At 67.1% G+C, this 12,475-nt stretch carries 10 protein-coding genes; 4 read left to right on the top strand and 6 right to left on the bottom strand.

Features of this window, described 5'->3' with window-relative positions:
- Nucleotides 1-518, bottom strand: a 518-nt coding sequence (locus A5659_RS22830) for a LysR family transcriptional regulator (protein WP_231997984.1), incomplete at its 3' end; no start/stop codon positions are given.
- 67 nt (nucleotides 519-585) lie between these two features.
- Nucleotides 586-2,232, bottom strand: coding sequence for an acetolactate synthase large subunit (locus tag A5659_RS22825; RefSeq protein ID WP_067020258.1), 1,647 nt, complete (start codon nucleotides 2,230-2,232; stop codon nucleotides 586-588).
- Nucleotides 2,233-2,322: 90 nt separating this feature from the next.
- Between A5659_RS22825 and A5659_RS22820 the strand changes: the two genes are divergently transcribed.
- Nucleotides 2,323-3,741 carry an NADP-dependent succinic semialdehyde dehydrogenase gene (locus A5659_RS22820; protein WP_067020260.1) on the top strand — a complete coding sequence of 473 codons (1,419 nt, stop codon included), beginning with the start codon at nucleotides 2,323-2,325 and terminating at the stop codon, nucleotides 3,739-3,741.
- A gap of 13 nt (nucleotides 3,742-3,754) precedes the next feature.
- Here the strand turns inward: A5659_RS22820 and A5659_RS22815 are convergent, their stop codons facing one another.
- The 3 genes from A5659_RS22815 to A5659_RS22805 all read right to left on the bottom strand — a co-directional run bounded on the left by A5659_RS22815 (nucleotide 3,755) and on the right by A5659_RS22805 (nucleotide 7,278).
- Nucleotides 3,755-4,690, bottom strand: coding sequence for a R2-like ligand-binding oxidase (locus A5659_RS22815; protein ID WP_066865970.1), 936 nt, complete (start codon nucleotides 4,688-4,690; stop codon nucleotides 3,755-3,757).
- Nucleotides 4,687-5,382, bottom strand: a complete 696-nt coding sequence (locus tag A5659_RS22810; RefSeq protein WP_067020263.1) for a TetR/AcrR family transcriptional regulator — start codon at nucleotides 5,380-5,382, stop codon at nucleotides 4,687-4,689. Before A5659_RS22810 ends, A5659_RS22815 begins: the two co-directional genes overlap by 4 nt.
- Before the next feature lie 198 nt (nucleotides 5,383-5,580).
- A complete protein-coding gene (locus tag A5659_RS22805; RefSeq protein ID WP_067020266.1) occupies nucleotides 5,581-7,278 on the bottom strand; it encodes an acyl-CoA dehydrogenase family protein in 1,698 nt (565 codons plus the stop codon).
- A gap of 125 nt (nucleotides 7,279-7,403) precedes the next feature.
- Here A5659_RS22805 and A5659_RS22800 point away from each other — a divergent pair, with 125 nt between their 5' ends.
- The 3 genes from A5659_RS22800 to A5659_RS22790 all read left to right on the top strand — a co-directional run bounded on the left by A5659_RS22800 (nucleotide 7,404) and on the right by A5659_RS22790 (nucleotide 11,108).
- Nucleotides 7,404-8,384 carry a phosphotriesterase gene (locus A5659_RS22800; RefSeq protein ID WP_066865981.1) on the top strand — a complete coding sequence of 327 codons (981 nt, stop codon included), beginning with the start codon at nucleotides 7,404-7,406 and terminating at the stop codon, nucleotides 8,382-8,384.
- Entirely contained in the window at nucleotides 8,377-9,849 is a 1,473-nt protein-coding gene (locus tag A5659_RS22795) for an AMP-binding protein (protein ID WP_067184440.1), read from the top strand. Before A5659_RS22800 ends, A5659_RS22795 begins: the two co-directional genes overlap by 8 nt.
- A gap of 236 nt (nucleotides 9,850-10,085) precedes the next feature.
- Nucleotides 10,086-11,108: a methyltransferase gene (locus A5659_RS22790; RefSeq protein WP_067020275.1), complete on the top strand. Its 1,023-nt coding sequence runs from the start codon at nucleotides 10,086-10,088 to the stop codon at nucleotides 11,106-11,108.
- 48 nt (nucleotides 11,109-11,156) lie between these two features.
- Here the strand turns inward: A5659_RS22790 and A5659_RS22785 are convergent, their stop codons facing one another.
- Nucleotides 11,157-12,464: a lipase family protein gene (locus tag A5659_RS22785; RefSeq protein ID WP_067184436.1), complete on the bottom strand. Its 1,308-nt coding sequence runs from the start codon at nucleotides 12,462-12,464 to the stop codon at nucleotides 11,157-11,159.
- Nucleotides 12,465-12,475 lie beyond the last annotated feature (11 nt).

Below are 12,475 nucleotides of genomic sequence, written 5' to 3'. Positions count from 1 at the left end.
TCGGGGTGGTACCGGCCGCGTCGACTACCGTTGCGTTGCTGACGGATCCGTTCTGCGCGGCGCATCCGTTGGTCCGGATACAGGATGCCCGCGTCCAGTTCGAACCTGCGGACGCGTTCCACGATGCCGGCCGAGCGCAGGTTGACCTCGAGCTGAACCCGGACCAACGGATGCGCCGCGCAGAACGGATCCGTCAGCAACGCAACGGTAGTCGACGCGGCCGGTACCACCCCGAGCCGCAATTCACCGGTCAGGCCGGCCTGCAGCGCGGTGACTTCCTGCTTGAGGGCGTCGCGGTCGGCCAGGATGCGCCGCGCCCACGGCACCAGCCGCTCACCCTCCGGGGTGAGGCCCTCGAACTTCTGACCGCGCCGCACCAACGGAACGTTGAGTTCCGATTCGAGCTTGCGGATCGCTTCCGACAGCGCGGGTTGGGAGACGTAACAGGCGCTCGCCGCGCGGCCGAAATGGCGCTCCTGCGCGAGCGCGACGAAGTACTCCAGCTGACGGAACAGCATGTGCCCATTCGATCACGTGGACCGGCGGGACACTCGTTCGCAGGTCTCCCGAAGGCCGGCGCGCTCTCTAGAGCGTTTCGTCCAGCTCGCCGAGGCGGTCGGTCAGCCGTAGATTCTCGGAGTAGTCGACCGGGCAACTGATCAGCGACACACCGTCGTCGTCGAGCGCGGCCCGCAGCGTGGGCAGCAGTTCGTCGGCGCTGTTGATCCGGTATCCCTTGGCGCCGAAGCTTTCTGCGTACTTGACCACGTCGGGGTTGTTGAACTTCACGTAGTAGTGCGCCCCGAGCTCGAGGTCCATCTTCCATTCGATGAGGCCGTAACCGCCGTCCTCCCAGATCAGCACCACCAGCGGGATGCGCTCTCGCACGGCGGTCTCGATTTCCTGCGAGTTCATCAGGAACGCGCCGTCGCCGACGACGGCCAACACCTTGGCCTCGGGCTGCGCCAGCTTGACGCCCAGCGCCCCCGGGAGGGCAAAACTCATGGTGGACAAGCCATTCGAGATCAGGCAGGTATTGCGCTCGAAGGTCGGGTAGAGCCGCGCCATCCACATCTTGGTGGCTCCGGTGTCGACCAGCACGATGTCGCTGCGACCCAGCGCCGCGCGGGTATCGGCGACCACCCGGGCGGGCGCCAGCGGGTAGCGCGAATCCTGTTGTCCCCGTTCGAATTCGTCGGCCAGCAGGCCCGAGCCGGGCACATCGGCGGCGTGATCGAAGGTATGACCGGACAGCGCGTCGGTCAGGGCGTTCAGCGAGTCGCTGATGTCGCCGATTATTCCGACGTCGACGGAGTAGTGTGCGTCGACCTCGGCGGGGAAGCGGTGGATGTGGATGATCTTCTTGTCGCCCTGCGGGTTGATCCGGACCGGGTCGAATTCCTGCAACTCGTAGCCGACGGCGATGACGGCGTCGGCGTTGTCGAAGCCGAAGTTGACGTAGTCGTGCCGCATGAAGCCCAGCGTCCCGATGCTGTTCGGGTGGTCGTCGGGCATGACGCCCTTGCCGTGGAACGTGTTGGCCACCTGGATGCCGAATTCCTCGGAGAAGCGCACCAGGGCCTTGGTGGCGTCGGCGCGCGCGGCGCCGTGCCCGGCCAGCACCACCGGGCGTTTGGCGTTGCGCAGCACATCGACGGCGCGCGCCACCTGGCGCGGGGCCGGCGCGTCGGCGCGGACGACATTGCGGGGCAACGGTCGCAGGTCGTAGTCGGTGTCGTCGGCGTCGAGGTGCTCGGGCACCGCCAGGTAGACCGCGGCCGGACGCTCGGCCTCGGAGACTTTGAACGCCTTGCGGACCATCTCGGGGATGGCCCGCGCGGTCGGGACGCCGGCCGACCACCGGGTGATGGGGGCGAACATCGACACCAGGTCGACGTACTGGTGTGACTCCTTGAACTCCCGGTCGTGGCCCACCTGCGCGGAGATGGCGACCAGCGGGGTGCTGTTGGTGGTGGCGTCGGCCACCCCTAGCTGCATGTTGATGGCGCCCGGGCCCAGCGTGGCCGAGACCACCGCGGCGCGTCCGGTGACCCTGCCGTACATCTCGGCCATGAACGAGGCGGCCTGCTCGTGCCGGGTGAGCACATAACGGATGCTTGAGGAAGCCAGCGCCTGCACGAACCGGATGTTCTCCTCGCCGGGCACCCCGAACACGACGGAAACACCCTCGTTTTCCAGGCACTTGACGATCAGCTCAGCGGCTTTGCTCATCCGACACCTCCCTTAGGGGAACGATAGTGGCAGGCTAGGTGTTGGACTTTTCAGCCGTAAGCAACACGAACCCGATGAAGGAGGGCCGACGTGCCCATCGCCACCATTAACCCGGCTACCGGCGAGACAGTGAAGACCTTCACCCCGGCCACCGACCAAGAGGTCGACGCCGCGATTGCCCGTGCCTACGAACGCTTCCTCGATTACCGCCACAACACCACGTTTGCCCAGCGGGCCGAGTGGGCAAACGCCACCGCCGACCTGCTCGAGGCGGAGGCCGACGATGTCGCCGCCATGATGACGCTGGAGATGGGCAAGACCCTGAAGTCGGCCAAGGCGGAAGCGCTGAAGTGCGCCAAGGGTTTTCGCTACTACGCCGAAAACGCCGAGAAGCTGCTGGCCGACGAACCGGCCGACGCCAAGGCGGTGGGCGCGAAGAAGGCCTACACGCGCTATCAACCGCTCGGGGTGGTGCTGGCGGTGATGCCGTGGAACTTCCCGCTTTGGCAGGCCGTCCGGTTCGCCGCACCGGCGCTGATGGCCGGCAACGTCGGGATCCTCAAGCACGCGTCGAACGTGCCGCAGTCCGCGCTGTACCTCGCCGACGTCATCGCGCGCGGCGGCTTCCCCGAGGGGTGTTTCCAAACCCTGCTCGTCTCGTCCAGCGCGGTCGAGCGCATCCTGCGCGATCCGCGGGTGGCGGCGGCGACCCTGACCGGTAGCGAACCGGCCGGCCAGTCCGTGGCGGCCATCGCCGGCGACGAGATCAAGCCGACCGTGCTCGAGCTCGGCGGCAGCGACCCGTTCATCGTGATGCCGTCGGCGAACCTCGACGAGGCTGCCAAGACCGCGGTCACCGCCCGGGTGCAGAACAACGGCCAATCGTGCATCGCCGCAAAGCGGTTCATCGTGCACACCGACATCTACGACGCGTTCGTCGACAAGTTCACCGAGCAGATGGAGGCGCTGACCGTCGGCGACCCGACCGACCCGGACACCGACGTGGGCCCACTGGCGACCGAGTCGGGCCGCGACGAGATCGCCAAGCAGGTCGACGACGCCGCCGCGGCGGGCGCCAAAATCCGCCTCGGCGGCAAGCCCATCGACCGGCCGGGGTGGTACTACCCGCCGACCGTCGTCACCGACATCACCAAGGACATGGCCCTCTACACCGAGGAGGTGTTCGGCCCCGTCGCGTCGATGTACCGGGCCGCCGACATCGACGAAGCCATCGAGATCGCCAACGCCACCACCTTCGGCCTGGGATCCAACGCCTGGACCAACGACGAGGCCGAGCAGCAGCGCTTCATCGACGACATCGAGGCTGGCCAGGTCTTCATCAACGGGATGACGGTGTCCTACCCGGAGCTGGGATTCGGCGGCGTCAAGCGGTCGGGCTACGGCCGCGAGCTCGCGGGCCTGGGCATCCGCGCGTTCGTCAACGCCAAGACCGTGTGGGTCGGGGAACCCGAGAGCGGCTCCTCGTCGGGCGACGACAAGGTCGAGTGAGCTCGGGCCGCCGTCACACCCCAGCCAGCAGCTTCTCGTCCTCCTCGGCGAAGGTGTCCTCGAGCTGGACCGGCGAATAGTCGAGGTCGATCTCGCTGAGCGGGCGCCCGCGCGCGCTGGAGATGGTGCCGAAGCGCCGCATCCCCTTATCGGAGGCGTAAGCCATGAACTCGTCCACCGACAGGCCGAAGGGCATCGGGTCGTAGAGGGCGAAGCCCTCCTCGATCAGGCGCAGGCCCAGCGGCATCAGCTCGTTCATCCGGGTCTCGAAGACGCCCCAGTTGGCGTCGTCCGCGGCGACGTGGCGCCGGCAGGTGAAGGTGCCCCAGGCCATGTGGCGTCGCTCGTCGTCGCCGATGCGACGCACCAGCTCCTGCATGCCGGGCAGGATGCCGCGCTCCACGCAGATCTTGTGCCAGCCGAAGTAGCCGGTCAGCGCCAGCATGCCTTCGACCATGTGGTTGTAGGTCACCGACGCGCGGACCTGGGCGGCCGGCGACGGATCGACCGTCAGCGCGTTCAGACAGTCCGGCAGTTCCTCATAGAAGATCGTGCGGTAGGTGGGCACGTCGTCGAGGTAGTAGTGCAGGTCCTCGGTGATGCCGACGGCGTCGAGCCACATGCGGAACACCTGGACGTGCTTGGCTTCCTCGAAGGCGAACTGCGTCAGATACATCTCGTCGCCGAGCCGGCCTTCGGCCCGCATCGCGGCCATGAACGGCTGGATGTCCTGGGTCACCGACTCCTCGCCGGCGATGAACTCGGCGCACAGCCGGGTCGCATAGCTGCGTTCGTCGTCGGTGAGCCGCTCCCAGTCCTCGCGATCGCGGGAGAAGTCGATGTCGGCCGGATTCCAGAATTTCGCGTTGCCGCCCGCAAAGAGCTTGAGCGGCAAGCTGTCCCAGTTGAGGCCGCCCTGTGCCATCGAGGCGATTCGGGTGCGATTCATGTGACCTCCTCAGATCGTTTAGGGGCTGGGCTGATCGGCGCGGATTTCGGCGCGGCCGAGAACGCGGCGGCCAGCACCGCGACGAGCCTGCGCACGGCCAGCGCCGGCTGCTCCGGGGTGGGCTCGTCGAGCCCGAGAATCGGATCCAGGCCGCGCATGTAGGGCGCCAGCGCCAGGTGCGGAAAGATCAACAGCAGCAACGACAGCAGCGCGTCGGTGTCGGAATCCGCGCGTAGGTCGCCGCGCAGCTGCGCGTCGCGCACCAGCGGGCGCATCACCTCCAGGTAGTGCCGGTGGATGACGTTCTGCACGCTGACCCGGGCCTCGGTGTCGACTTCCAGGGTCGCCGCGGCGTGCAGCGCCCGTTCGTGCGGGTGGTCGGCGAAGTAGGCCACCCACGCGTCGAGCCAGTCGGTCAGGAAGTCGAAGAACGGCCGGCTCGGATCCAGCTCGCGGATGCGGTCCTCCATGTAAGCCCGCACCCGCTGGCTGCCGATGTCGGCGATGAACGCATACAGGTCGCGCTTGTCCGCGAAGTACTGGAACAGGCTGCCCTTGGCGACCCCGGCGCGGCGCGCGATGACGTTCAGGCTGCCCCGGGAGAACCCGTGCGCCCCGAACTCCGCCTCCGCGGCTTCGATGATCGCGGCACGACGGGCGGGATCGACGCGCGCCCAGGTGACCGTTGGCAATGCCGCCTCCTCACCTCAATGACCACTGGTCATATTACGGTGATCTGCGTCACAGTCAAGGGGTTCCGGCGGCCCAACGTGCAACCAACTTCACGCTCGCAGCCCAACGTGAAACTAACTTCCCCCCGAGCGCCCCGTTGGACGGGCGCTCGCAGCCCCGCGCCCGGCTGGCCGGGCGCTCGACGAGCGACGCCGGCCCTACGGCCGCATCTGATACGCGCCGTTGATGGGCGCGATGTGCTCTTTCCACAGCTGGTCGTAGCGCGACGGGTCGTGGGCGGGGCGACGGATCATCCGCATCGCGAAGCGGGCCTGCGCGTCCGTCGTCGCCGGCTTGTCGCCCAGCTCGACGGCGTACGCGTTGAAGTCGCGGACCAGCACGGCGAAGATCTCGTCGATCAGTCCCTCGTCGACGCCCGACAGCCCGGCCTCCTCCAGGATGAGCTGGGCATACGGCACGGCGGCGAACAACTGCCCGACGGCGAAGGCGAAGTCGATGTCTTTCTGCTGCGCGGCATCCGGCGTCGCGCCGGCCAGCATGTCGGCCAACACGTCGATCTGCGAGCGCAGCAGCGCGACGTTGGGCAGGTGCCCGAAGCGGTCGAACGGCGCGCGCCAATCGTGGAAGCGCACCTTGCCCAGCCCGCCGGTGGGGCCCTGGTTGAACAGGAAGGTGTCGTCGGCGGCGTCATCGCGACGCCCGATCAACGGCAAGTCGGCGTTCGGCGCAAACAGGAAATTGGGCATGAACTTGCCGAGCAGCCCGATGTTGATGTGGACGGTGCCTTCCAGCCTTGGGAGCAAACCGATTTCGCGGGTCATCGCCTCGAAGATGGTGTCCTTCTCCACGCCCTTGGCGGCGATGACGTCCCACAGCGCGGCGATGACGCGTTCGCCCTCGCTGGTGATCTTCGCCTTGGTGAGCGGGCTGTACAGCAGGTAGCGGCGGTCGGAGGCCGACGCGCTGCGCATGTAGTCGCAGGCGCGGGTGGCGACCATCCGCATCGCGACCAACCGCGCGTAGGCGTCGGTGAGCAGCCGCCGCACATGGGTGAAGTCGGTGACCACCGTCCCGTACAGGATGCGGTTGGAGGCGTGGGTGACCGCCTCGTACATCGCGTGGGTACACATCCCGACCGCGCCCCAGCCGAGGTTGTACTTGCAGACGTTGACGGTGTTGAGCGCCGCGTGGAACGCCTCGGGCCCGCGGTGCAGGATGTCGGCCTCGGTCACCGGGTAGTCGCGCAGCGCGTAGTTGGCGACGAAGTTCTGCGAGTTCACCACGTTCTTGATCAACCGGTAGCGCTCGTGCTGAGAGTCGGCGGCGAAGAACACGTACTCGTCGGTGTCGTCGAACTTGCCGAAGGTGGACACCATCCGGGCCACGTTGGCGTTGCCGATGTAGTACTTTTCGCCGTTGGCGACCCAACCCGCCTCGGAAGGCGTCAGGTTCATGTCGGTCTGGTAGACGTCCGCGCCGTGCGTCTGCTCCGACAAGCCGAACGCGAAGACCTCGCCGGCCTCGAGCAGCGCGGCGGCCTTGCGCTTGGCGTCGGAGTTGGCGCTCATCCAGATCGGCCCCAGGCCCAGGGCGGTGACCTGGAAGGGATACCAGTAGTTGAGCCCGTAGAAGCCGACGATCTCGGCGAACGCACTGATCCGGTAGGTGTCCCAGCGGCAATCATCGGCCCCATAGGCCGACGGTGTCAGCAGCGACGCGAAGATGCGCTCCCGGCCGACGTGCTCCAAAAAGTCCGAGTACCAGACCCGTTCGTGGTCGTCGGACTTCAGCCTGGCCTTGCCGCGGGATTCGAAGAAGTCCACCGTGGCGGCCATGATCTCCCCCGAGCGGCGGTCTGGGTACTGGCGTTGCAAGTGGTTGGGATTGAGCAACATGACGTGACTCCCAGCGGGTTCTCGACGAAGACGAGGGTGACGGTACTGCAATGGCGCGGCCCCCGGGGGTGCCTGGAATAAAACGACCCTGTTGGTCGGGTGTTAGTCGACCTAGCATCAGTGGCGTGTCAGAACTCAATACCGCTCGCGGGTCCATCGATACCGCTGCGCTAGGCGTCACCCTCATGCATGAGCACGTGTTCATCATGACCACCGAGATCGCGGAGAACTACCCCGAAGCGTGGGGCGACGAAGAACAGCGGGTGGCCGACGCCATCAAACGGCTCAACGAGCTCAAGGCCCGCGGGGTGGACACCATCGTCGATCTCACCGTGATCGGCCTGGGCCGCTACATCCCGCGCATCGCCCGGGTCGCGGCGGCCACCGAGCTGAATATCGTTGTGGCGACTGGGCTTTACACCTACAACGACGTGCCGATGTACTTTCACTACCTCGGCCCGGGCGCACTGGCGGGCGGGCCGGAGATCATGACCGACATGTTCGTCCGCGACATCGAGCAGGGCATCGCCGACACCGGCATCAAGGCCGGGATCCTCAAATGCGCCACCGACGAACCCGGCGTCACACCGGGCGTCGAGCGGGTGCTGCGCGCGGTCGCCCAGGCGCACAAGCGCACCGGCGTGCCGATCTCGACTCACACCCACGCGGGGCTGCGGCGCGGGCTCGAGCAGCAACGCATCTTCGAAGAGGAGGGCGTCGACCTGAGCCGGGTGGTGATCGGTCACTCCGGCGACAGCACCGACATCGGCTACCTCGAGGAGCTGATCGCCGCCGGCTCCTACCTCGGGATGGACCGCTTCGGCATCGACGCGTTCCTGCCCTTCGAGGATCGGGTGAACACGGTGGTGCAGATGTGCGAGCGGGGACACGCCGACAAGATGGTGCTCTCGCACGACGCCAACTGTTACTTCGATGCGATCCCGGAGGAGCTGGGGTCGCAGATGCTGCCGAACTGGCACTACCTGCACATCCACAACGACGTCATCCCGGCGCTCAAGGAGCGCGGCGTCACCGACGAGCAGCTGCACACGATGCTGGTGGACAATCCGCGCCGCATCTTCGAGCGGCAGGGCGCTTATGAGTGAGCCGATCCCGCCGATCGGTTCCCAGATTTCGGCGCTGGCCGCACTCGCCCCCGACGAACCGGCGGTCACCTGCGACGGCACCACCCTGACCCGGGCCGAGCTCGACCGTTCGACGAATCGGTTGGCCCGCGCCTACGCGGGACTCGGGGTGGGCGTCGGCGACTACGTGACGATGGTGCTGCCGAATTCGGTCGAGTGGATCCAGGCCGCGGTGGCGTGCTGGAAGCTAGGCGCGGTGCCCCAGCCGTTGTCCGCCCGGTTGCCCGACGCGGAGCTGCAGGGACTGCTGGACTTGCGCCCACCCGCCCTGCTGGTCGGCCGCGAGCACCCTGGAATGGCAAGCGTGCCAGCCGGTTTCGAACCCGATCCGGCGTTGTCGGATGAGGCATTGCCCGAGGCGGTGTCACCGGTGTGGAAGGCGATGGGATCCGGGGGCAGCACCGGGCGGCCCAAGCTGATCGAATCCGGCGGCGATAGCCGGATACCGGCGGCGATCGGCTACCCGCTGGGCGCCCAGGAGGGCGACACCACTCTGGTGCCGGTGCCGTTGAGCCACAACACCGGTTTCACCACCGCGACCATCGCGTTGCTGATGCGCCATCACCTGGTGTTGATGAGCCGGTTCGACCCCGAGCGGTTTCTCCGGCTGATCGCCGACCATCGCGTCACCTTTTTGACGACGGTGCCGACGATCATGCAGCGGACGCTGCCGGTCTACCAGGCCAACCCGGAAGCCTACGACCTGTCCTCGATTCGGCGGTTCTGGCACCTGGGCGCGCCCTGTCCCCCGGCCATCAAGCAGGCGTGGATCGACCTGCTGGGCGCGGAGAAAGTCTGGGAACTCTACGGCGGCACCGAATTACAGGCGCTGACATTCATCTCCGGAGACCAGTGGCTGGCGCACCGCGGCTCGGTTGGCCTGGTGGTGGCCGGCGAGATGAAGGTGCTCGACGACGACGGCAACCCCTGCCCGCCCGGCGTGGTCGGCGAGATCTACATGCGGCCCGGCCCGGACAGCGCGCCCACCTACCGCTATGTCGGCGCCACGGCGAAAAGCCGCGACGGCTGGGACTCGCTGGGCGATCTCGGCTATTTCGATGCCGACGGCTTCCTGTATCTCTCGGACCGGCGGGTCGACATGTTCACCGTCGGGGGCCGCAACGTCTACCCCGCCGAGATCGAGAACGCGCTCTCGGCGCACCCGGACGTGCTGTCGTGTCTGGTCGTCGGAGTCCCCCACGAGGATCTCGGCCAGGTGCCATACGCACTCGTGCACCCGATCGACGGTTCGAACCTGGATTGCGTTGGCGTGCAAGAGTTTCTGCGCGAGCATGTGGCGGGGTACAAGGTGCCGCACACCGTCGAGTTCGTCGACACCCCGTTGCGCGACGACGCCGGCAAGGCCCGCCGCTCGGCGGTGCGGGCCCAGATCATCGAGCGCTTGTCGACCGCGGAGGCCAGCTGACCCGCACTGGTCTAGGGCCGCCATGAGCCGCATTCGGCGATCAACGCATACGACAGTGCATTTAAATCGAGCTTGGGCCGCGCGAAGATGCTCCAGCAGGAATACTTGTTTTTTCGAGTCTGTAATCGTCTGTAATGACCAGGTACTGGAGAACGATGCCGTCTAAGTCACCGACATCAACCCCGAGACTTCCGCCCGCCCGGGTGGCTCGGGCGGTCGAGCGAGTCCGTCATCACGTGTGGCGGCTATACCAGAGACTGGCACCCCCGCCGATCGCGGTCATCGAAATCCTCTTCGGGGCCTTTCTGTCGCAGGCCATCTCGGCATCCGCGCAATTGGGCATTGCCGACGCGCTGGCTGCGGGCCCACTGAGCAAAGAGGAGTTGGCGCGCCGCATCGGGGCCGACCCGGACAGCGTGGCTCGGTTGATGCGGTTGCTGATCAGCCGCGGCGTGTTTCGCAGGCGTCGCGACGGCCGTTTCGCGCTGAACGCGCTGGCCGACACGTTGCGCACCGACTCGCCGATCTCGACGCATGGGACTGCCCTGTTCTTCGGCTCCCCGCAACATCGAGCGAACTGGACACGGCTGGCCGATGCGGTGCGCACCGGAGAGCCGAATCCCCCGAAAGTGTTCGGCAAGGACATCTTCGACTATCTCCGGGACGACCCCGAGTTCGCGGAGATCTTCAACAACGCCATGACCTCCACGTCGTCAGTGTTGGAGGCTGCGGCGGTCGCGGCGTACGACTTCAGCAACTTCGGCGTCATCGCCGATATCGGTGGCGGCCACGGCCGGTTACTGTCGTCCCTTCTCGCCGCCGCCCCCAACGCCCGCGGCGTGCTGTTCGACCTCCCCGAGGCAGTCGAGGGAGCACCACCTGTGTTGGCCGCGCACGGCGTCGCCGACCGAGTCACGGTGACGGGCGGGTCGTTCTTCGAAAGCGTGCCAGTCGCTGACGCCTATGTGATGAAGAACGTCATCCACGACTGGCCCGATGACAAAGCCATCGCGATCCTCGGCACCATCAAAGCCGCGGCCCCTGCGGGCGCGAAGCTGCTGCTGCTGGAGATGGTGGTCCCCGACCACGACCGCGAATTCCTCGGCCACTACGCCGATATGGAGATGCTGGTGATGGCGGGCGCATTGGAACGCGATCTCAAGCAGTGGACCGATCTACTCCGGCGGGGCGGCTTCCGGCTGCAGCGCGTGGTGCAGACGGCGGGGCCGCTCTGCGTCATCGAAGCCGCGCCCGGTTAGGAGGCCCGCCTCCGGCTCAGGCCTGCTGCGGGATGACCCGGCGAGCCGCTACGCCGCGTCGGATTTGGAGAGCGGACGGGACCGGACCGGCCGTCCCAAGATCACCTTGGCCGTGATCGCGCCGAGCTTCAGCATGCCGAGGTAGGTCGACGGGTTGAACAGGGTCGGCCACACCGTCCGGGTCCTGTTTTCGTCGATCGGGCGTCCGGTGAACCGGTCGCGCAGCCACCTGAGGGCCATCGGCGAGGACAGCGGGTGCAGCAGCAGGTGACCGCAGAATCGATCGCGGTGATAGGTGACCGCCACCCCCGCCGCGCCGTACGTCGCGACGAGCTCATCGATGTCGTCGACACTGATGATCCTGTCGTGCACCGCCTGGATCACCAGCAGGGGCAGTTCGGGTGGGGTTCTGCCGAGCCTGGTTTCGTCGAAGATGTGGCGCACCTCCGGCAGGTCCCACAGTTCGTCGGTGGAGATGTCGACGTAGGAGCCGATGTCTGCGTTGCGCAGCCGCCGAACCGCGCCCGCGGTGGTCAGCTTCCGCAATTCGTTCAGCACCGCCCTGCCCTCCTCGGTGGCGTGCTCGATGACGACCCGCTGCGCTTCCGGGAACACCTCCGTCAGCGCCGCGATCATCAGCGCGGCGAGTCCGGCGAAAAACGACCCGTTGAGGCGGCGCGCGACGCTTTCCGGGTCGGCGACCGGTGAGCCGAGCACCGCGCCGACGATATTGAGTTCCGGCGCGTAGCGGGCGGCCGCCTCGGCCGCCCACGCGGAGGCGAAGCCACCGCCCGAATAACCCCACAAACCCACCGGGGCGGACGGGGACAAGCCCAGGCGTTCGCAATTCAGGGCCGCCCGGACACCGTCGAGAATGCGGTATCCGGGCTCGCGGGGTGCGCCCCACATGCCGTGACAGCCCTCGTGGTCGGGCACCGAGACCGCCCACCCTTCGGCCAGTGCCGCCGCCACCAGCAGGAACTCCGCCTGCGTGAACGCGCCGATCGCCCCGGCGCCGCGGCGCAGCGCGTACGACGGGAAACACTGCGACGCCACCGCATCGATAGCGCACTGATACGACAACACCGGACACCGCGGATCGCGCTGTTCCGGCAGCAACAAAGTGGTCACGGCGACCTCGGGATCGTCGTGCAGGTTCGTGCTGCGGTAGAGGAGTTGGGTGGCCGTGAAGCTTTGCGGCAGCAGGCCCAGGAAGCCCAACTCGACCGTGCGCGAGCGCAGCACGGTGCCACATTCAGCCTGTTCATAACCCGGCGGCGGTTGGTAGAAGGGATCGTCATCCGGCGAGAGCGGACGCTCGCCAGGACGCAACTCCTCGTGTGGCGTGTCCGCCATCGGCCGTGCCG

Origin of the sequence: Mycobacterium sp. 1165196.3 (assembly GCF_001673415.1) — a bacterium.
GTDB classification, from domain to species: domain Bacteria; phylum Actinomycetota; class Actinomycetes; order Mycobacteriales; family Mycobacteriaceae; genus Mycobacterium; species Mycobacterium europaeum_A.
The sequence above is the reverse complement of the archived record's forward strand: the minus strand, read 5'-3'. Positions and strand labels throughout refer to the sequence as shown.

Bases quoted from the DNA above. Each gene is read 5' to 3' on its own strand.
- A5659_RS22785 (WP_067184436.1), bottom strand. From the start codon at position 12,464: ATGGCGGACACGCCACACGAGGAGTTGCGTCCTGGCGAGCGTCCGCTC.
- A5659_RS22815 (WP_066865970.1), bottom strand. From the start codon at position 4,690: ATGAATCGCACCCGAATCGCCTCGATGGCACAGGGCGGCCTCAACTGG.
- A5659_RS22805 (WP_067020266.1), bottom strand. From the start codon at position 7,278: ATGTTGCTCAATCCCAACCACTTGCAACGCCAGTACCCAGACCGCCGC.
- A5659_RS22795 (WP_067184440.1), top strand. From the start codon at position 8,377: ATGAGTGAGCCGATCCCGCCGATCGGTTCCCAGATTTCGGCGCTGGCC.
- A5659_RS22825 (WP_067020258.1), bottom strand. From the start codon at position 2,232: ATGAGCAAAGCCGCTGAGCTGATCGTCAAGTGCCTGGAAAACGAGGGT.